The 20,064-nt window shown below is 38.2% G+C and carries 18 protein-coding genes; 6 read left to right on the forward strand and 12 right to left on the reverse strand.

All coding sequences use genetic code 11. The annotated features are described in order from the left end of the window. Positions 1-103 precede the first annotated feature (103 nt). Together AMS59_RS18265 and AMS59_RS18270 are read left to right on the forward strand one after the other, a co-directional pair. Complete coding sequence (locus AMS59_RS18265; RefSeq protein WP_053485172.1) at positions 104-523, forward strand: hypothetical protein; 420 nt, start codon at positions 104-106, stop codon at positions 521-523. A 12-nt stretch (positions 524-535) separates the two neighbouring features. After that, the gene (locus AMS59_RS18270; protein ID WP_053485173.1) at positions 536-5,620 is read left to right on the forward strand and encodes a DUF4132 domain-containing protein; all 5,085 of its coding nucleotides are present in this window, start codon (positions 536-538) and stop codon (positions 5,618-5,620) included. A 110-nt stretch (positions 5,621-5,730) separates the two neighbouring features. Here the strand turns inward: AMS59_RS18270 and AMS59_RS18275 are convergent, their stop codons facing one another. The 3 genes from AMS59_RS18275 to AMS59_RS25950 form a co-directional block, all read right to left on the reverse strand. After that, positions 5,731-6,462, reverse strand: coding sequence for a hypothetical protein (locus tag AMS59_RS18275; RefSeq protein ID WP_053485174.1), 732 nt, complete (start codon positions 6,460-6,462; stop codon positions 5,731-5,733). Beyond that, entirely contained in the window at positions 6,455-7,792 is a 1,338-nt protein-coding gene (locus AMS59_RS18280) for an AAA family ATPase (RefSeq protein WP_053485175.1), read from the reverse strand. The genes AMS59_RS18275 and AMS59_RS18280 overlap by 8 nt, the downstream gene beginning before the upstream one ends. Positions 7,793-8,023: 231 nt before the next feature. Beyond that, positions 8,024-8,305, reverse strand: coding sequence for a hypothetical protein (locus tag AMS59_RS25950; RefSeq protein ID WP_053485176.1), 282 nt, complete (start codon positions 8,303-8,305; stop codon positions 8,024-8,026). 284 nt (positions 8,306-8,589) lie between these two features. Here AMS59_RS25950 and AMS59_RS18290 point away from each other — a divergent pair, with 284 nt between their 5' ends. Continuing rightward, a complete protein-coding gene (locus AMS59_RS18290; RefSeq protein WP_053485177.1) occupies positions 8,590-9,306 on the forward strand; it encodes a hypothetical protein in 717 nt (238 codons plus the stop codon). 38 nt (positions 9,307-9,344) lie between these two features. Next, positions 9,345-9,539 carry a hypothetical protein gene (locus tag AMS59_RS25450; protein ID WP_156304713.1) on the forward strand — a complete coding sequence of 65 codons (195 nt, stop codon included), beginning with the start codon at positions 9,345-9,347 and terminating at the stop codon, positions 9,537-9,539. Between the two features lie 58 nt (positions 9,540-9,597). Here AMS59_RS25450 and groL read toward each other — a convergent pair whose 3' ends face one another. Together groL and groES are read right to left on the reverse strand one after the other, a co-directional pair. Next, complete coding sequence (gene groL, locus AMS59_RS18295; RefSeq protein WP_053485178.1) at positions 9,598-11,229, reverse strand: chaperonin GroEL; 1,632 nt, start codon at positions 11,227-11,229, stop codon at positions 9,598-9,600. Positions 11,230-11,368: 139 nt separating this feature from the next. After that, positions 11,369-11,653, reverse strand: a complete 285-nt coding sequence (groES, locus tag AMS59_RS18300; RefSeq protein WP_049667833.1) for a co-chaperone GroES — start codon at positions 11,651-11,653, stop codon at positions 11,369-11,371. 173 nt (positions 11,654-11,826) lie between these two features. On the opposite strand from groES, the gene AMS59_RS18305 reads away from it, so the two are divergent. After that, positions 11,827-12,591, forward strand: a complete 765-nt coding sequence (locus AMS59_RS18305; RefSeq protein WP_053485179.1) for a CPBP family intramembrane glutamic endopeptidase — start codon at positions 11,827-11,829, stop codon at positions 12,589-12,591. Positions 12,592-12,688: 97 nt separating this feature from the next. Here AMS59_RS18305 and tatC read toward each other — a convergent pair whose 3' ends face one another. From tatC to AMS59_RS18320, 3 genes are all read right to left on the reverse strand, one after another. Then, positions 12,689-13,510: a twin-arginine translocase subunit TatC gene (gene tatC, locus AMS59_RS18310; RefSeq protein ID WP_053485180.1), complete on the reverse strand. Its 822-nt coding sequence runs from the start codon at positions 13,508-13,510 to the stop codon at positions 12,689-12,691. Positions 13,511-13,527: 17 nt separating this feature from the next. Further along, positions 13,528-13,713, reverse strand: coding sequence for a twin-arginine translocase TatA/TatE family subunit (locus tag AMS59_RS18315; protein ID WP_010857065.1), 186 nt, complete (start codon positions 13,711-13,713; stop codon positions 13,528-13,530). A gap of 152 nt (positions 13,714-13,865) precedes the next feature. Next, positions 13,866-14,501 carry a redox-sensing transcriptional repressor Rex gene (locus AMS59_RS18320; RefSeq protein ID WP_053485181.1) on the reverse strand — a complete coding sequence of 212 codons (636 nt, stop codon included), beginning with the start codon at positions 14,499-14,501 and terminating at the stop codon, positions 13,866-13,868. Between the two features lie 229 nt (positions 14,502-14,730). On the opposite strand from AMS59_RS18320, the gene AMS59_RS18325 reads away from it, so the two are divergent. Further along, positions 14,731-16,674 (forward strand): ABC-F family ATP-binding cassette domain-containing protein, encoded by a 1,944-nt coding sequence (locus AMS59_RS18325; protein WP_053485182.1) that lies wholly within the window; start codon positions 14,731-14,733, stop codon positions 16,672-16,674. Positions 16,675-17,379: 705 nt separating this feature from the next. Here the strand turns inward: AMS59_RS18325 and tsaD are convergent. From tsaD to tsaE, 4 genes are read right to left on the reverse strand one after another with little or no spacing between them, the layout of a single operon-like run. Beyond that, positions 17,380-18,396 (reverse strand): tRNA (adenosine(37)-N6)-threonylcarbamoyltransferase complex transferase subunit TsaD, encoded by a 1,017-nt coding sequence (tsaD, locus tag AMS59_RS18330; RefSeq protein WP_369814339.1) that lies wholly within the window; start codon positions 18,394-18,396, stop codon positions 17,380-17,382. Continuing rightward, complete coding sequence (gene rimI, locus AMS59_RS18335) at positions 18,396-18,848, reverse strand: ribosomal protein S18-alanine N-acetyltransferase (RefSeq protein ID WP_053485183.1); 453 nt, start codon at positions 18,846-18,848, stop codon at positions 18,396-18,398. Before rimI ends, tsaD begins: the two co-directional genes overlap by 1 nt. Next, entirely contained in the window at positions 18,841-19,548 is a 708-nt protein-coding gene (gene tsaB, locus AMS59_RS18340) for a tRNA (adenosine(37)-N6)-threonylcarbamoyltransferase complex dimerization subunit type 1 TsaB (protein WP_053485184.1), read from the reverse strand. Before tsaB ends, rimI begins: the two co-directional genes overlap by 8 nt. Continuing rightward, a complete protein-coding gene (gene tsaE / locus AMS59_RS18345; RefSeq protein WP_199777790.1) occupies positions 19,545-19,994 on the reverse strand; it encodes a tRNA (adenosine(37)-N6)-threonylcarbamoyltransferase complex ATPase subunit type 1 TsaE in 450 nt (149 codons plus the stop codon). Before tsaE ends, tsaB begins: the two co-directional genes overlap by 4 nt. Between the last annotated feature and the right edge of the window lie 70 nt (positions 19,995-20,064).

Below are 20,064 nucleotides of genomic sequence, written 5' to 3' on the forward strand. Positions count from 1 at the left end.
GTTACACTTTTCCCAATTTTTTTTACGCAACTAGCGTAAAACGCCTCATTCTTTTCACTGTTTACTCTCTTGTATAATGAAATTACTGTAAGGAGGTGTTCGATTGCGTTTATTTTACCAACAGAAGACAATCGGCAAAAAATCGCGTAAACTTCAAAAAATCCCATTTACGATTGAAGAGCCTGTCCATACTTTAAAAGATTTGCTTACGCAACTTGTTACACAAGAGGTCCATAATTATAACGAAAAGGCCTTGGATACTCCGCTTCATATTTATATAACTGATCAGCAGCTAGAGGAGGCAGCACAGCACGGCAAAGTACATTTTGGTGAGAAACAAAATGCCACAAAGCAGTCTGTAGAGCAAGCAATAGCCACAGTTCTTCAAGCCTTTGAAGACGAGCTTTTTTTAGTATTACAGAACGAGGAGCAGTTAAATTCACTAATTGCACCTTTAGCAATACGAGAAGATGATGTTTTTACATTTATTAAACTGACAATGCTAGCAGGACGCATTTGGTAAGGAGTGATTCCCATGACACTATCAAACGATCAAAGAAACCATTTTCAAAGTACAATAGATACTGCACCAATAGCTATTCAAGCAATAGCTACAGCATTACTTCAATATATGGATAAACGCGATTATGCCATTGAACAGCTAATTGCTGATTTGAAGATCACGACACTTGAGGAGCTATTTACTGGACCTCTTTTCGATGTACTAACACTATTTTCATCACAAGAGCGTGCTTTGAACATTAAGAAATTGGCATTACATTACGATCACACAATGTTTCAGACTGACATTATGCGTAGATCATTTCGATCTGCACAACCCGTACAGGACCACCTTTTTCAATGCTTACAATTAATTGAAGAAATGCTGACATTTGAAGAAATGAATCTACAGGAATTATTGATGAATCACAATCAATATGAGCATGGTTCATACCCTAACTACAGCTCCTTTGTGGTTAAAAATGAAAATATGAAGGTAATGTCTTTTCATGTTTTTGAACAAATGCTTGCTGAAGAACTGTCATTAGAAAACTCTGCTATGGAAGAAGCCGTTGAACATATATTATTTGACGAGCATCAAGGTAGCTTTTTTGGATATCCACTAATAAGAGGGATTTTCAAATCGACGAATGCTCGTCTACATGAGGCACTCGGTAAACTATTAGTTGCTGCTGCACGACAAGAGGGACTACGCCAAGCCATTGTTGAAAATATTGACCATGGCACATTAGAGGCACAGCTTACCATTATGAAGCTTATTCAGGAGCATCAGCTAACTCGTTTCTCCTCAGTTATTCGCGCAATCGATACATGGATGGGGCTTGGCTACAATAGCTTTGAAAATCAAAAAGTAACGGAGGAAGTATTGTCGTTAGCCATTCGAGCAATTGAAGACGATTATTTCACCCTTGAGCTATTAAAAAGTGAACGAACGATTGATATTTACGTAGCACTATGGACAATTTCAACGAAGGATTATTCGAAGCTCGATACAATTTTGCCAGAGTTATTACAACGCGAAAAGCATATCCAGCTGACAACGCTCGCATTTTTGAAAAATCTAGGGAAAGTTTCCTTCACTGCTCCGTTTGTTAAGGGTATCATTTTAACAACGAAGGATATTGAGCTATTTACATTTGCTTGGGGAAATTTCCTAAACGCAAATAACTATATTAATAGTGAATATGCTTGGGATAACGATTGGATAACGGATTTACAAAAGTTCTTGCAGGAAAATACCCAGCTACAAGGCATTGAATACCTATTATTTGAACAGCTTGAATGGGCAAAAAGTGAGCTTCCGAAAGATGGTATAACGATTGCAGGAAAACCTTTATCATTCGTCTATGCACACTTGTCATTAGAAGATTTAATTTCCACACAAATAATTTTGTCCCATCATTTACAAGATGAAGAGCTATTTCAACGTATAATTGCGAATGCAGATTCTTACTCTCCTACAAGTAGAATCGGCCTTCTTAATATTTATTGTCTTGATAATACTACGCAAGGAAAACGTGATTTTCTATTTTGCGCTTTACGAGATCGAAGCTCCATTAATCGTTCCCTGGCATTGAAAAAGATACAATCACTAACACCTACAGACGATGAAATTTTAAAAATTGAGGACCTTTTAGCGAATAAATCAGGTTCACTTCGTAAAGAAGCTATTTCACTCTTAAAGCTACAGTCGCAAGAGAAAACATTGCAAAGTTCCGAGCGACTTATACAGGACAAGAAACAGTTGAAGCGACTTGGTGGACTAGAACTATTACTGGAGGCCTCTAAAGAATATCACCTAACTAGTGAGCAAATAACCGCATTATGCAACCAGCTTCCAAAAATAACGAAGACTGAGCAAGTGCTGTTAGATCAATTGTTAACAAGTGATGTTCCAGAATATAACGAGGACAATGGCTTTGGTTTATATACGCCACACCCTCCTATTCAATACGACAACATCACTAATATTGATATAAAGATGAATGACGTGGAAGCATGGCAGCAGCTTGTTCCATTATATTTACAAGAAACAATGCCGCTAGAAAAATTCTTTGCTTATGATGTAGAGAAGCTTTTGTTAAAGCTTGAGCAGCTTATTCAGCTATTAGATGTGAATGCCCACTATGAATACGAGACATATCGATGGGATGATACGCCGTTCACAACAACATTAGGACAAACATTTAATATCGTCGCTTCGAAAACAGAAAATAATCGAAATGCAAGTCTCGATGTATATCCGATACCAGATGACATTCTCCAGTGGATAAAGACGTCCAAATTCAGTGGAGAGGATTTAGCTTATTTTAACTTTTATAACAATCTATCTGAAACGGTACATGAACTGAGCGAAGCAGCACAAGCTTTAATCGCTCCACTCTTTAATTATGCAGAAATAAAAGAACGTGTTACTAAGTTTAAAAACTTAAAATATCAGCGAACATTGGAACGAATTTTCACTGTACTCTCGCAAGATTTAGCTAATATTTCTGGTGAGCAGGAGCTTCATAAAGAGGCTGTCGCATTACTAGAACAGCATGCTCCAGAGTTTAATGCTTTTGAACAGGTAATCGGTATTATGCTTCAACTTTTAACACAAATACCAGCAGATCAGTGGAAGCTTGATGTACGAGAGAAGGACTATTATTATTATCGCTCTACTTCAACTATAGTAGATTTAGATGTTATCGATGCTTTTGTAGATTTATGTTTCTCTCACTATACGACTTACGGTGAATATGTCAAAATGCTTGCCATCAATGAAGAGTTAACAAAGAGAATGCAGAAAGAACAATATAGCCCAACTATATACAATCTAAATCTATTCCAATATTTAGATGCTTTTAATGCAGGTTTATTCACTAAGGATCATTTATTTGAAACCATCTTCACGAATACATTAGCCTCTGAGATACTTGTTGCACCAAACAAATTAACGGAGCGTTATCAAGAGTCATTTGAAGACTTATCGAATTTCTTTGCTGTTCGTGAGCAGGCCATTGATCGCATTTTAGAAATAGAGCTTATGCGTGGTGATATTCCTACAGCAGTAACGAAACTCGCTAGTAGTATTTCTTATATAGAGGGTATTGATTATTTCTTAAAGATTTTACAAGCACTAGATGGTGAAAAGCTTGCTCGTGGCTATATTTGGCAAGCGGAAACGAAGAAGGATGTTTTTTCTCGTCTGCTCGCAAGCTGCCATCCTAAAAAGGATGAAACTGCTCAGCAATTAAAAAATGCATGGGAAAAAACAGATATTTCAAAAGAGCGCCTAATTGAAGCAATGATGTATAACCAGCATTGGTTAGACCTTGTTAGTGAAGTGATTGGCTGGGAAGGATTAAAAGAATCCGCATGGTACTTTATCGCCCATACAACCGACTATTTATCAGACTTTGCTAAAGATCAGATTGCTCTTTTCTCAAGTATTACTGCTGATGATTTCCGTGATGGTGCCTTTGATTTAGCTTGGTTCCAAAGTGCATATCAAACACTAGGTGCTAAACAATTCAAACTCGTCTATGATGCAGCAAAATACGCATCGGAGGGAGCTAACCACCGTCGAGCACAGCTTTATGCAGATACAGCAATAGGTAAACTTAGCCCTAAACCGTTAATGGAAGAAATTCGTGATAAACGTAATAAAGATAAATTACGCGCACTCGGACTTATTCCATTGAAAAAATCGGATCCAAAGGATGCATTAACACGCTATCAATTCATCCAGCAATTTGTAAAGGAAAGCAAACAATTTGGCGCACAGCGTCGTGCGAGTGAAGCACGTGCAGCCAGCATTGCGCTTGAAAATTTAGCGCGAAATGCAGGAGATGGCGAAACAACACGCTTCACATGGCGTATGGAGCTAGCAGCCTTTACAGATATTAAGCATTTATTCGATGCACAACAGATCGAACATATTACTGCACAGCTACAAATTGAAGAAGATGCAAGTGTCACGATTATCGTTGAAAAGGATGGAAAACGACTGAAAAATATTCCTGCTGCACTGAAAAAGCAGGAGCAAGTTTTAGCATTACAAGAGGCGAGAAAAGAATTGCTGGAGCAATATAAACGAGCACGCCCAGCTCTTGAACAGGTGATGGAGCTTGAAACTAAATTTTCTGCCGAAGAGCTGATCAATTTATTAGAGCATCCGATTTTAGCACCGCTTCTTCAAAAACTCGTCTTTAAAAATAACGAGCATTTCGGACTACTAACTGAGGATGGTTTAAAGCTACTATCGAATGAGATAGTATCACTTGCTCCGACAGCAACATTAACGATTGCCCATCCTTATCACCTACTTGAAAGCGGTCAATGGCGTCAATGGCAAGCTTCTATGTTTGAACAGAAAATAAAACAGCCATTTAAGCAAATTTTCCGCGAGCTGTATGTGATGAATGCGGATGAAAAAGGGCAAAAAAGATCATTGCGCTATGCGGGACATCAAGTCAATCCATCCCAAACAGTTGCACTCCTAAAAACACGAGGATGGCAAATTAGTTATGATGAAGGACCACGAAAAGTGTATTACAAGGAAAACATCGTTGCCTCGTTGTATGCGCAAGCAGATTGGTTTACGCCAGCAGAAATCGAAGCACCAGCTATTGAAGGCGTCTATTTCTATAATCGTTTAACAGGTAAAGACATAGCATTAGACGATATTCCTGCAATGATATTCTCTGAAGTGATGCGGGATATTGACCTCGTTGTAAGTGTTGCACATGTTGGTGGTGTCGATCCTGAGGCAAGCCATTCTACAATTGATATGCGCAGTGTCATTGTGGAAGAATTAGCGAAATTATTAAAGCTAACGAATGTTGAAGTGAAAAAACAACATGCACTTATTGAAGGCAAACTTGCTAGCTATACACTGCACTTAGGTAGTGGTGTTGTCCATCAAGTGGGCGGCTCAATGATTCCAATAATCGCCGTACCATCTCAGCATCGTGGACGCATTTTCTTACCAATGGTAGATGACGACCCACGCACAGCCGAAATCATGTCAAAACTTTTACTGTTAAGTGAAGATACAAAAATTAAAGATCCTGCTATTTTAGGACATATTCGCAGCTACGAGCAAATGCGCTAAAGACTCCTGTGCATAAAAAACGGGAAAGTCGAAGAGTTATACTATGACACCTTAATTTCAGTGAAATAATAGTCAACATCTATGCCCTCCGCTAAGAACCGGAGGGCATTTTAATGTACATCTGATTTAATCATTTCAAATAATAACGGTACATTCGTTCCGCGCTGTAACGAATTACAGCCCTCCATTAAAAATGACCAGCTCATTTTCATTTTTTCTTTATACGAAAGCTCTGAATTAACTGGGAGATATTCTTTTAAAAATTCTTCTATGGAACTCGGTAAACTTTCCATAAATTCATCAGCCTTTTGTACCTTTTCCGTTGCTACTTCATTGCGCTCATTCCATAGTACATGCTCTAAGTTTGTAGAAAAGTAGAATAGCTGATACGGTATTTTTAATCGATGAATGCTAAAATGATCATTCGCCATAAGGATTTTGGCATTATTGGCCTTCATTTCATTTCTTTGTTCGATTTGCTCCTTACGCTTCTCTGATTTCACTAATATTGCATCTTCTGTATAGAATAAATTTTGCTCAATATCCTCCTTCACTTGGACAAATTCAGGAGCAATAAAACAGCCGTCTGCATCAGTAATATGAACGACTGCGGTTAAATCCTTCGCTAAAAACTTATACTTCTCCAAATAGCTCTGAATCACTCGCGTAACACTATTTTTAATATTAGGTATCCGTTTATTAGCATCCCACTTCGTTAAAATATCCTCCCGTTGTACATCGAAGCGAATCGTAGAATTTGCAAAATGTTCATCTAGATAATCTTCTAAAACAATTTGCTCCGTCTGCCCCTCTACAATGATTAAAAGAACCTTTTTAGTCATGCTTGACACCCGCTTTTCTAAAGGCACGCTTAATTTTAAAGATCTTCGTTTCCTTATAAACCTCTTCATCCTGTCCGCCCAACTGAATGGCACGTAAATAAACATCTCGAGCATTGTTTACCTCTTTAATACCCTTTAGCTGCATATAACGACGATCCTCATTCGTTGTCGTAAACCATAAGTTTTTAATAGCTAGCACCTCTAACACACGTAAATTGTGAGACGTGAAAATAAGCTGGCCTTTTCCGTCCTCATCAATCACTGTTAACAACTCGCCTAACAAATATTCAAAAACACCAGAATCTAATTCATCAATCACTACACAAGCATTTGGGTTATTATAAACTGCAATGAGTACACTAAGTACAGAAATAATTTTTAAAATTCCTTCTGACTCTGTCCGTAATGGTAATTCGCGTTCCCCTCGCTGCGATAAAAATTCGAAACGGATTCCTTTTTCCCCATTATCCATAGTTTGTTTTGTTAGTACATTAATCTTTATAGACAGACCTGGAATAATCGCTGATAATACTTGATTACTTTGCTCTATTACTTCACATAACACGTAAAACGCGTCCTCTGGCAATAACGCTGGCCCCTTCAAATTGTAAGGGATAGAACCACGAGTTTTTTCAAGATGGATACTAAAGGGCATACTGCGCTCTTCAAACAATGGTGCGATATTTTGATTATTAACGACATGTAAATCTCGATTAAAATCTATTGCTAAATTATGAAGCAATTGCATTTCTAGCTCTGACAACCTGTCCTGTAATAATGGCTTTAAATCTTTGTGAAAGACAAAGGACATATATTGTTTTTTAGATAATTGATGAATGACTAATAATTGGATACGCGTTTTTTCATTCATATCAGAAAGATTTGCTTTACGTAGTTGTATGTCTTCCTCTGTCACATTAATTAGAATCTTTGAACGCTTCCCTTTCTCGTTTTCTCTGTAGGCTATACGTTCAACCGTTGTGTACAGTCTATTTTCATCTTCTTGTAACTCTACATAATAATTGAGAAAAAATGTGCCAAATTGATTTTCTACAAGAAACTCGAACTCAATACTTGCCGTATCCTCCCCTGCCATAATTAATCTCTTTTCTTGAGATGGTAATTTAATTTCAGCAATCCAGCCGGAGATCAGTGCCTTTAACAAGCCAAATGCATCAACAATAGTTGTTTTCCCTGAACCGTTTTGTCCGTATAAACCTACAACATTTGCCTTGAAAAACGTCTCGAAATTCACCGCTAACACAATTTCACCATGTCGTACATTTCGTAAATTTCGTACTTTTATTTTCTTGATTTTTATAATGGCCATTTATTTAAACACCCTTCAATGATATTTCCTTCTATTATAATTAAATTTGATATATTTTATAACATTTTCTATTTTAATAAATTATACCCTTATCAATCATTCAGCTAGTTTAATGCCTATGACAAACATAATAGTGGGCATATGTTAGAAAAGAAAAAGAAGAAAGGTGTGTTTCATTGTTCAATCCTAGATTAAATCCCGAAGATGTAGATGTTAACATTCCGTTCCACCCTACCATGCCTTCAGGTAGCCCGTATCCACCACGTCCTCCGCAGCCATATCCACCACAACCATATCCGCCGCGCCCTCCGCAGCCATATCCGCCACAATCATATCCACCGCGCCCTCCGCAGCCATATCCACCACAACCATATCCACCGCGTCCTCCGCAGCCATATCCGCCACAACCATATCCACCGCGCCCTCCGCAGCCATATCCGCCACAACCATATCCACCACGTCCTCCGCAGCCATATCCGCCACAACCATATCCACCACGCCCTCCGCAGCCATATCCGCCACGTCCTATGCCATTTCCTGGCGGGCAATATCCCGGCTTACCAGGTTTACCAGGCTTCCCTGGATTAAATCTACCTGGAATGTAGTTTTGTCACCTGACATATTTGGAAGTCCAAAATAAAAGACCTTAGCAACAAGGCTATCCAGAAGTTCAAACACGAACTAGTGGATAGCCTTGTTATTGTTAAAACTAAGGAAGTGGAAACATGTCTATAAAATTTTCAGCAATGCTACATATTTCCTCATTTAATGAGCAAAGTATATAGAGAGGTGAATCTATGTGTAACGTAAAAAAAATAACTTTATGTATGATTAGCCTAATATTAATTAATTTGAGCATTGTATCTTCTTTCGATGCAAAAGAATCAAATAAAGTTAATGGACTTAAAGCACAAATAAAAGGCTTAGAGAATCGTTTGAAAAGCCTTGAGCCGATAAAACCCCAAACAATTGCTGACCCTCCTTTTCCAGAATTATCTCTCCCATCAAAATTTGTTACACTTTCACAGGTGATAGAGAATGGCACTACTATTCCTTATGACGTTATCGTCAATAATCCTGGCTATAAGAGACCTGCTTATGAAGTATATTGGCATAGCACAATCGGTCGGTGGAGCTATGTTCCAACTAGAATTCATTATGCACTGCATCGACTATTTACGAATTACGATGTTGCTCTTTCTGAATGGTACGACTTTGAACAAAATATGGGGTTCACGATTCCAATGTTTCAAAATAAAACTGATTTAGATTTATATATTGTCGCGTTCCAATCTGATATTACAGCAGTTTACACATTGGGGAATCAGGTGGTCGTTGTTGGAAATCCAAGAAGAACCGGTGTTCAAGTGATTACTATAAAAACAAGCGCTATACATCCCACAAATACCGAAGAATCTTTACTTGTGCAATTATCAACTCAAGCAGGAGAAGAAATGGATTATGCTCTTATCTCTTATATTTCTCCTGATTTTAGATTGAAGCAAAAAGAATAACTAAATAGCTCCATTTTCGAAGGTTTTTATTAGCGGGTTTGTTATCTTTATCAGCGGTTATTGGAGGTTTATCAGCGGTTTTGCTACTTTTATCAGCGATTGTTGGAGGTTTATCAGCGATTTTGCTATTTTTATCAGCGGTTATTGGAGGTTTATCAGCGATTTTGCTATTTTTATCAGCGATTGTCCATGTTTTATCAGCGACTCACAGAAAATTATTCGCTAAAGTATAAAAAAACCACTTCTCAAATTTAATTAGAGAAGTGGTTATTATTTGGCTGGAGCCGTGGATTACATCATTCCGCCCATGCCGCCCATACCGGACATATCTGGCATTGCTGAAGCTGGTTCTGGAATGTCTGCTACTACTGCTTCTGTTGTTAGGAATAGAGCTGCGACAGATGCTGCGTTTTGTAGAGCTGAGCGAGTTACTTTCGCTGGGTCTACTACGCCCGCTTCCATCATGTTTACCCATTCGCCTGTTGCAGCGTTGAAGCCTACACCGATTTCTTCGCGTTTTAGGCGATCCACGATAATTGAGCCTTCAAGACCAGCGTTGTTTGCGATTTGACGAACTGGCTCTTCTAAAGCACGTAGAACGATTTTCACACCAGTTGCTACGTCGCCTTCTTCTGCATCTGCAACTTTTTCAACTGCTGCATATACGTTAAGAAGTGCCGTACCACCACCTGATACGATGCCTTCTTCAACTGCTGCACGAGTTGAGTTAAGAGCATCTTCAATGCGTAGTTTGCGTTCTTTTAGTTCTGTTTCTGTTGCAGCACCAACTTTGATTACTGCTACACCGCCTGCTAATTTTGCAAGGCGCTCTTGTAATTTTTCTTTATCGAATTCTGAAGTTGTTTCAGCAAGCTGAGCACGGATTTGACCAATACGGCCTTCGATTGTATCTGCACCGCCAACACCTTCTACGATTGTTGTATTGTCTTTTGTCACAACAACTTTCGCAGCGCGACCAAGTGATGTAATATCAGCTGATTTAAGGTCTAAACCTAATTCTTCTGTAATTACTTGACCACCTGTTAAAATTGCGATATCTTCAAGCATTGCTTTACGACGGTCGCCAAATCCTGGAGCTTTAACCGCTACAGCATTGAATGTACCACGAAGTTTGTTCACTACAAGTGTTGCAAGAGCTTCACCTTCAACATCTTCAGCGATGATTAATAGTGGACGACCTTGTTGTACCACTTGTTCTAATAGTGGTAATACTTCTTGGATGTTTGTAATTTTTTTATCAGTAATTAAAATGTATGGGTTATCTAATACCGCTTCCATTTTATCTGTATCTGTTACCATGTAGTGTGATGCATAACCACGGTCGAATTGCATACCTTCAACTACATCAAGCTCAGTTGTAAAGCCTTTAGATTCTTCAATTGTAATAACACCATCGTTACCCACACGTTCCATTGCTTCTGCAATTAATTGCCCTACTTCATCATCAGCTGCAGAGATTGCCGCAACCTGTGCGATTTCCTCTTTATTGCTTACTGGGCGAGAAATAGCGTGTAATTCCGTTAGAGCTGCTGCAACTGCTTTGTCGATCCCTTTACGAATGCCTACAGGGTTTGCACCAGCTGTTACGTTTTTCAAGCCTTCACGAATAATTGCTTGCGCTAATACTGTTGCAGTTGTTGTACCGTCACCAGCGATTTCGTTTGTTTTAGAAGCAACTTCTGCTACTAATTTTGCACCCATGTTTTCGAATGGATTTTCTAGCTCGATCTCTTTTGCAATTGTTACACCATCATTTGTAATAAGTGGTGAACCGAATTTTTTTTCTAACACTACGTTACGACCTTTAGGCCCTAAAGTAATTTTTACTGCGTTTGCTAATTTATCTACACCTTGTAGCATTAATGAACGCGCGTCTTCTGAGAATTTAATATCTTTTGCCATTTGAATTTACCCTCCTGAAATGGAATATTCGTTAAGCTTCATCAATATATTTATAGAAATTTCGCCTTACCGTCATTGCCACCTATCTATTTGTTTATCTATGACAATCACTAAAGGCATTTATTTTAAAAGTATTAATTTATTCAATAATTGCAAGAATATCGCTTTCGCGTAAAATTAGGTATTCATTACCTTCATATTTAACTTCTGTACCAGAGTATTTAGAGAAAATAATGCGGTCGTCAACTTTTACGTCAAGCTCTACACGTTGTCCGTTCTCTAAAATACGACCCGTCCCAACTGCTACAACTTTACCTTCTTGCGGTTTTTCTTTTGCAGAGTCTGGCAGTACAATACCGAATGCAGATTTTTCTTCTACCTCGATTAGTTCGATTACAATACGATCTCCTAGTGGTCTTAACAAGTGAAACAACCTCCTATTAATAAAATATATGTTGATACTTTATTAGCACTCTATCTAGTCGAGTGCTAATACAATTATTATGATAATCAATCACACTTTCATTTGCAAGTCAGAACTACGAAAAATTTTGTTTTCTTTCCATATTCCTCTACAATAGAAAGGTAGCATAATGAATGGAAAGGATTTTGACTGTGAACAATTCTCAAAAAATAATTAAACATAAAAAAACAGCCCTTTATATTTTATTGATCTATATCCTCATGCAACTATCAGGGAAATGGCTGGCACAACCGTTTCACAAGTTTGTTATGAGTACAACTGGTTTACCTAGTGAGCAAGCTGCCCCACTTACGCAAGGCTGGTATATTGCACTTAGCTTTGCTATTGCATTAATTCTAAGCTTAATCATAACATCTCGCGATAAAGCGTTTTGGGATATTTATCAAGGAAAAAAAGAAACGATACCATTGTCAATTATGTGGGGAATTATCGGTTTCTTCTTAGTTTTCATTGGCCAAATGATTGGCGCAGCTATCGAAATGGGTGTATTTGGTATCCAAGGTGGATCGCAAAACACAGCTGATATTGTAGCTATTGCAAAAGGTGCTCCTATTGCGATATTAGCGATTGTCGTATTTGGACCAATATTAGAAGAGTTCGTCTTCCGCCGTGTTATTTTTGGATCGCTTGTCCAAACAACCAATTTCTGGGTAGCCGCTATAGTAAGCGCCATTTTCTTTGCACTTATTCATAACGACTTCTCACATATCCTGCTTTATACAATTTGTGGCTTGATTTTTGCCTTCTTATATCACAAAACAAAACGCATTTGGACGTCCATTATCGCCCACGTTATGCTGAACGGTTTTGTGACACTTGTACAATTGTATGCAGAACCATTGCAAAAGTTTCTTGAACAACTAGAAAAAATGCAATAAAAATTCAGTGGGAGTTTTTCTTCCCACTGATTTTTAGTTGAACCTCTATATACGACGAAAAAGCCCGATGCTAGTAATATGCATCGAGCTTCTATTATTATTGATTTGATTCTTCGATTTGACGTCGCTGTTGTTCAAGTGCCTCTTCGACCTGGCGTTTTTGCTCAGCTTCTTGTTCTTCCTTCATTCGCATTTCCTCTGATTTTAAGTATTTCTTATAGCCAATACGGGAAATCATAATGCTAATTTCATAAAGCATAAATAACGGTACTGAAACCATTAAGTGTGAAGCTAATTCAGGCGGCGCAATTAGAGCTGCACATACAAATAAACCAAAGTATGAGTACTTACGAATACGAATTAGTAACTCAGGCGATAGAAGCCCAATACGCGAAAAGAACAAGACTACTATCGGCAATTGGAAAAGGAAACCAAAAGGTATTGTAAGCTTAAATAAAAACGAAAAATATTCATGTATTCCAATCGTTTGTTGAATTTCCAATTCGTTTGATAAATTCATCATAAACTTTATGACATAAGGGAATAGTAAAAAGTATGAAAAAGACAACCCTGCTAAAAATAATAAAAACGAATACGGTATATAACTTAAAGTTGCTTTTCGTTCTACTTCCCTTAATCCCGGGCTAATAAAAGCCCACAATTGATACATCAATACCGGCGAAGATAGGATAAATGCTATTAAAAAAACGACTTGGATATAAATTGCAAGCGGTGTTACTACATCAAACGCATGAAGTGTTATATTGTAAGACTCTCCAGTAATTTGAAGGTATTTAACTAGCGGCTTCGCAACAAAAAAGCCACCCGCCATAGCGAGAACAAAGAAAACGGCAACAATGAAAAGCCGTTTTCTTAATTCTTCTATATGCTCAATGACAGTTAGATCTTTTGGATTCATCCTCAAACATCCTAACTTTACTTATCTAGTTCTTTCTTTTTCTTGTCATCATCATCTTCGTCGGCTAATCCTTTAGTAGCATTTTTAAATTCACGTAATGTTGAACCAAATGCCTTACCAAGCTCTGGTAACTTCTTAGGACCAAAAATTAGTAATGCGACAATTCCGATAATAATGAGGCTCATAGGACCTATACCACCCATTACAGCCACCTCCTCTTTATATCCATCATTTTAACGCATATTTCGCCATTTTGCTAACTAATAATATGTGAAAGTTTTTCGTCACTCTCTCATTTTACTTCATACTTCTATTTGACAGAAACTGTGAGCTATACTTAAAGTATGTACAATTATCACTCTTCCTGATTACGAATTAAATAAATGAGTGCCTGCAATTCTACCGACAAATCGATTGTTAAAAGTTGCATTTTATCTGGTACAGTAATACGCTCCGGTGTAAAGTTCAAAATTCCTTTTGCATTCATTGCTGCTAATCTATCAGCCATTTTCTGTGCAGAGCGTGGTGAAACTGTTAAAATCGCAAGCTCTGCTCCATATTCTGCATACTTTTCTTCCAATAAATCAGGATGAAAAACAGGAATATTGCTAATCATCTTCCCGTCCTTTGGGGCCTTTGAATCAAACGCCACAACGATATGGGTATTATGATTTTTTTGGAAATTATATTTTAATAAAGCACTACCTAAATTCCCTACCCCAATTAACGCTACTTTTGTCGCTTCATGTTGATCGAGCGTTTGACTAAAAAATTTTAAGAGATGCTGCACATCATAGCCATATCCCTTTTTCCCTAGAGCACCAAAATAAGAAAAATCACGGCGAATAGTTGCAGAATCAATTTTCATCGCTTCACTCAGTTCTTTCGACGAAATACGTTCCATTCCTTCTTGTGCAAAGTTTTGGATAAATCGATAGTAAAGAGGAAGTCTTTTCGTAGTGGCTTGTGGAATTTTTAATTCTTGTTTCAAACTTTTTCCTCCTTATAGAGTATCAAATCTATTTATGATACACGCTTAATTCACTATTTCTAATTTTATAATTTTCACTGGAGTATTTCTCTTTAGTTAATGGCGCTTTTACGCCACTAACTAAAGAGAAATCGTTTCAATCTTACATGACCGCTTGGAATAAGTAAAGCAACGACATTGCAAGCCAATCGCTCTTCTATTACACTAAGGAAGAATTGAGGTGTCAAGAATGATTGTTTTACAGGTCAATCAACTATATAAATCCTTCCTTGCAGATGAAATTTTAAGTGGCGTAAAATTAGAGATTCAACATCGTGACCGCGTTGCATTAGTAGGTCGTAATGGTGCTGGTAAGTCTACTTTACTTAAAATAATTGCTGGTCAAATGTCATATGACTCTGGCGATATTATTATCCCTAAAGGTATACAAATTGGGTATTTAGAGCAGCATGCTGGATTAAACTCAACATTGTCGATTTGGGATGAAATGATGACAATTTTTGAGCCACTTATTGCCCAAGAACAAACAATCCGATCATTAGAACAACAAATGGCAGATCCAGCTGTTTATGAAGATCCTACTTTATATGCAAAAATAATGTCCGAATACGATCATTTGCAGCATAATTTTAAGGATGCAGGTGGCTATCAATATGAATCGGATACACGTTCTGTGCTTCATGGCATGCAGTTTTATCCTAATGATTATGAAAAACCAATTAGCTCACTATCAGGGGGACAACGGACTCGGTTAGCGCTCGCTAAGCTTCTGTTAAGTAAACCTGACCTATTAATACTCGATGAACCTACTAACCATTTAGATATTGAAACCCTCTCTTGGTTGGAATCATATTTAAAAGGCTATGAAGGGGCTATTCTAATTGTTTCCCATGACCGCTACTTCTTAGACCAGGTTGTTTCCATTGTCTACGAAGTCTCTCGTCATCGCGTCACAAAATATACAGGCAATTATAGTGCCTATTTAGATGAAAAAGCGAAAAATTATGAGCGTGATTTGAAGCTTTTTGAACGTCAGCAAGATGAAAAGGCAAAACTTGAGGAATTTATTCAAAAAAACATTGCTCGTGCTTCTACTACTAAAATGGCACAAAGTCGTCGTAAAATGCTTGAACGAACAGAATGGATGGAATCCCCTGATGGTGATGAAAAGTCAGCAAGCTTCGGTTTTACAATTGAGCGTCAAAGTGGTAACGATGTATTGTCTGTTGATGACTTAGCAATAGGTTATGGCGATAGGAAAATATCAAGCGGCATCACATTACGCACTTTCCGTGAAGACCGTATTGCACTTGTTGGACCAAATGGCGTTGGTAAATCAACTTTATTAAAAACCATCGTCAAAGATTTGCTACCACTCTCAGGAGAGATTCGCTATGGTACAAATGTTCAAATCGGTTATTATGATCAAGAGCAGGCAAAGCTGTCTAGCAATAAAAGTGTGCTAAAAGAGCTATGGGATGAATGGCCTTTAATGAATGAAAAAGATATTCGCACGGTGCTAGGCCGTTTCTTATTCAGTGGCGATGATGTAGATAAAATCGTGTCATCTTTATCTGGTGGAGAAAAGGCTAGACTTGCATTAGCTAAGTTAATGATGCAAAAGGCCAATTTCTTAATTCTCGATGAGCCTACCAATCACTTAGACTTAGATAGTAAAGAGATACTGGAAAACGCACTGATTGATTATCCTGGAACGCTCTTATTTGTATCGCATGACCGATATTTCATCAATCGAATCACTACAAAAGTAATCGAACTATCTGGCGATGGTTCCTTTGAGTACTTAGGTGACTATGATTATTATCTTGAAAAGAAACAAGAGCTATTGGAACTTGCGCAAATGAAGGCTGCCTCTCAACCGCAAGTACAAGCTGATATACTTGAGAAGACCTCTACTTCTAAAATTGATAAAGAGGCTAAAAAACGGGAGCGCCAAATTAGACGTGTACTTGAGGAACTAGAAGGGAAAATGCAGCAAGTAAATCTTGAAATTGCTCGCTTAGAAGAAGCTCTTTGCGATCCCGAGATTTTCACAGACCACGAAAAAATTACACAGCTTCAAGAGGAATTATCAACTGCTAAGGAACAGTATGAGTTATTCGAAATGGAATGGCTTGAGCTAAGTGAAGAACTTGAAAATATTATTTTATAACATCCTCTTGAGGTGGAATAAAACTTGTAAAGCCATGTGCCTTGTCGCATGGCTTTTTACTTTACTCGCGTTTATTTTTCATATATATTGGTCAAGTGCTATTTTTCGACAAAAAATGCCCACAACTTTATACACACTATAAATCTAGTAATACCAACATATCAACAGACTTTTCCACATTGTCCACAATTCAAAAATATTTTATTCACATCATCCTGTGCAAAATAGGCTACTATATATTGAATAATCACAAGTTATGCACAAGTTATCAACATTTTGTGCATAAGTACGGATGTTCGCTGTTTTATTTTTACCTTACCTGTGGATAATTTTCTGAAAAATTTGTCAACTGATCGGATTCAAATTTTCTTATAGACACTGTTTTCTCAACAATTTTTTCACAAAAAGCAAAAAAGAGGTATTTTAGAATCAAATCTAAAATACCTCTTTTTCTATAATCAATTATGCCTCAGCATAATTACGTCCGAAATCCGCTTTGTGCTTAGGCCTGCAGATGTTTATTGCACGAAAGCGAAGCGTCAGCGGCAGATGTTTTTTGTACGAAAGCGCAGTGCTAACGTAGCGTCAGCAGCAACAACACGAGGGCCAACACGATGTCGGCCATTTCGATAATGCCACAGGACGTAGCGTTCTTAGACTAAGTTCCTCTATTTCAGCGAGTGTTTGGACACCCGCTGAAATAAGTTAAACCCAGGATTTTAACTCCATTCCAGGGCGACCATTCATAGATAAATTGCCTCGAATGCCTGCTTCAAACATAGTCGTTGCTACTGCCCCAATCATAGCAGCATTATCTGTACATAGCTTTAATGGCGGCACGAAAAATGGGATGTCTTCTTCAACAAATACCTTCTCAAGTGATGTACGCAAGCCCTTATTAGCCGCTACACCCCCAGCTGCAATAACCTGTTTCACTTTATATTCGCGAGCTGCCCGTAATGTTTTCGCTGTTAACACTTCCACTACACTTTCCTGAAATCCTTTGGCAACGGCAGTCGGACAAATTTCTTCACCACGTTGGTCCATGTTATGTTTATAATTAATAACCGCTGATTTCAAGCCGCTAAAGCTAAAATCATAAGAATCTTCCTCTAACCACACTCTTGGGAAGGATACAGCCTCATCTCCCTCATGTGCTAATTTATCAATTCGCGGACCACCTGGATACGGTAAGTCTAAAACACGCGCAACCTTATCATAAGCTTCACCAGCTGCATCATCTCTCGTCTCACCGATCACTTCAAAAGAGCCATGTTCTTTCATATAAACTAGCTCTGTATGGCCACCTGATACAACAAGCGCTAACAATGGAAATTCCATTGGCTGCACAAGTGCATTCGCATAGATATGTCCAGCTATATGATGTACACCTATAATTGGTAAATTATTAGCAAATGCAAAGGCCTTCGCGGCATTAATCCCGATTAACAATGCACCCACAAGACCAGGACCTTCAGTAACTGCTACAGCATCTAAATCATCTGGTGTCATATGTGCCTGTGCTAATGCTTCTTCTATAACCACTGTAATTTGCTCAACATGATGACGAGATGCAATTTCAGGTACAACCCCACCAAATCGTTTATGACTTTCTATTTGAGATGCAACCACATTTGAAACAATTTCAGAGCCATTTCGAATAATCGCTGCTGCTGTTTCATCACAGCTCGATTCTATTGCTAATATCATTCGATCTTCCATCATAAATTCACCCACATGACAAGGGCATCCTCCCCGTTATCTGTATAATAGCCTTTACGTATGCCACCATCTTGGAAATCAAGTTTTCGATAAAGATTTTGAGCAACTGTATTTGTTACTCGTACCTCTAAACTCATGACTTCCATACTATGCTCTCTAGCAATACGCATTGCCTCTCGCATTAAACCTTCACCAATTCCGCGACCTCGAGCAACCTCTATAACGGCTACGTTCGTAATTTGCGCCGCGTCTATTACCATCCACATTCCACAAAAACCGATTATGCTATTATATTCATCTATAGCTAGCACATAATGTGCATACTGATTTTCATGCACTTCATAATAAAAAGAATCTAACGTCCATGGTGTAGGAAATGTAGCAAGCTCAATTTCATATACTACTGGAACATCATCAGATACCATTTTACGATATGATACATTACTACTCATGTGCCTTCTCCTTTTGTTCCTTCAGCCAATTCGCCTCCGCCTCTGCAATACGTTTGTATTGCGGGACAAAATGATGAACTGCATCCACACTTGGTAGTTCCACTTTCGTCGCTAATCGAACCGTTTCACTTGCTCGTGGCAAGTCATGACTATATGGGATGCGTAGCGCATAATCACCTAGCACCTCTACGATTTTATGCCAAAAAACATCTACATCTACTCCAACAAATAAAATCGGTGCTTCTAAAGCCTGTAAACGCTCTAACAAGCCATCAATATGATCGTGATAATCATCTATAATTGTTTCAAGTTCACAACCTTTATAAACGGCCGTATAAACATTGCCTCTTCGCGCATCAAAAATAGGACAAATAAACCCATCATATAGTGCTGCATTTGCGGCCAATGACTTTAAACTAGAGATTCCAACTAAAGGCTTTTTCAACGTCCATGCTAATGTTTTAGCAAGTGTCACACCTATTCGTACACCGGTATAAGAACCAGGTCCTTCTGATACAGCAATCGCATCCAACTCACTTGGCTTGATGCCTGCCTTTGCTAGCACTTCTTCAATGGCTGGCATAGCACCTGCCGAATGCGTTAATTTTATATTTTGTACAATCTCTGCGATCACTTTTCCATCTCTGATTACAGCTATAGAAAGTGGTGCATTCGCTGTTTCAATTCCTAACCAAATCATTTCATTAGCTCCTCACATAATGCCTCATATCGCTTGCCAAGAGGTGTTAATACAAATCGTCGTTGATTTTCTCCGATTCGGTAAATTTCTATTCCAAGACGCTCCTGTGGTAAATCCTGTTCAATCAAATGAGCCCACTCGACAACTGATACCGCATCACCATAAAATAGTTCGTCCCATCCAAGATCCTCATCACTTTCTGCTAAGCGATAAACATCTAAATGATTAAATGGTAAACGCCCCTCATATTGCTTTACAATCGTAAATGTCGGGCTATTGACCGTTCTCTTCACGCCAAGTCCCTTCGCTAATGCTTTCGTAAATGTCGTCTTACCGGCGCCCAAATCACCCTCTAATGTAATTGTATCCTGGGCTTCTAGTAAGCTTGCTAGCTTCAACGCAAAATGCTCAGTATCTTCAAGTGAATTCATTATTTTTTCATACATCATCTCTTTTTCCTCTCCTAGCTCCATTACCTCTAGTTTACCGAAACAAGCGTAAATGTTCAAAACATCC

The organism is Lysinibacillus sp. FJAT-14745 (assembly GCF_001275675.1).
GTDB lineage: Bacteria > Bacillota > Bacilli > Bacillales_A > Planococcaceae > Lysinibacillus.

Bases quoted from the DNA above. Each gene is read 5' to 3' on its own strand.
- AMS59_RS18290 (WP_053485177.1), top strand. From the start codon at position 8,590: ATGTGTAACGTAAAAAAAATAACTTTATGTATGATTAGCCTAATATTA.
- AMS59_RS18280 (WP_053485175.1), bottom strand. From the start codon at position 7,792: ATGGCCATTATAAAAATCAAGAAAATAAAAGTACGAAATTTACGAAAT.
- tsaE (WP_199777790.1), bottom strand. From the start codon at position 19,994: ATGTATGAAAAAATAATGAATTCACTTGAAGATACTGAGCATTTTGCG.
- groL (WP_053485178.1), bottom strand. From the start codon at position 11,229: ATGGCAAAAGATATTAAATTCTCAGAAGACGCGCGTTCATTAATGCTA.
- AMS59_RS18270 (WP_053485173.1), top strand. From the start codon at position 536: ATGACACTATCAAACGATCAAAGAAACCATTTTCAAAGTACAATAGAT.
- AMS59_RS18275 (WP_053485174.1), bottom strand. From the start codon at position 6,462: ATGACTAAAAAGGTTCTTTTAATCATTGTAGAGGGGCAGACGGAGCAA.
- tsaD (WP_369814339.1), bottom strand. From the start codon at position 18,396: ATGGAAGATCGAATGATATTAGCAATAGAATCGAGCTGTGATGAAACA.
- rimI (WP_053485183.1), bottom strand. From the start codon at position 18,848: ATGAGTAGTAATGTATCATATCGTAAAATGGTATCTGATGATGTTCCA.
- AMS59_RS18325 (WP_053485182.1), top strand. From the start codon at position 14,731: ATGATTGTTTTACAGGTCAATCAACTATATAAATCCTTCCTTGCAGAT.
- tsaB (WP_053485184.1), bottom strand. From the start codon at position 19,548: ATGATTTGGTTAGGAATTGAAACAGCGAATGCACCACTTTCTATAGCT.
- AMS59_RS18315 (WP_010857065.1), bottom strand. From the start codon at position 13,713: ATGGGTGGTATAGGTCCTATGAGCCTCATTATTATCGGAATTGTCGCA.
- tatC (WP_053485180.1), bottom strand. From the start codon at position 13,510: ATGAATCCAAAAGATCTAACTGTCATTGAGCATATAGAAGAATTAAGA.
- AMS59_RS25950 (WP_053485176.1), bottom strand. From the start codon at position 8,305: ATGGCTGCGGAGGGCGTGGTGGATATGGTTGTGGCGGATATGGCTGCG.
- AMS59_RS18305 (WP_053485179.1), top strand. From the start codon at position 11,827: ATGGAAAGGATTTTGACTGTGAACAATTCTCAAAAAATAATTAAACAT.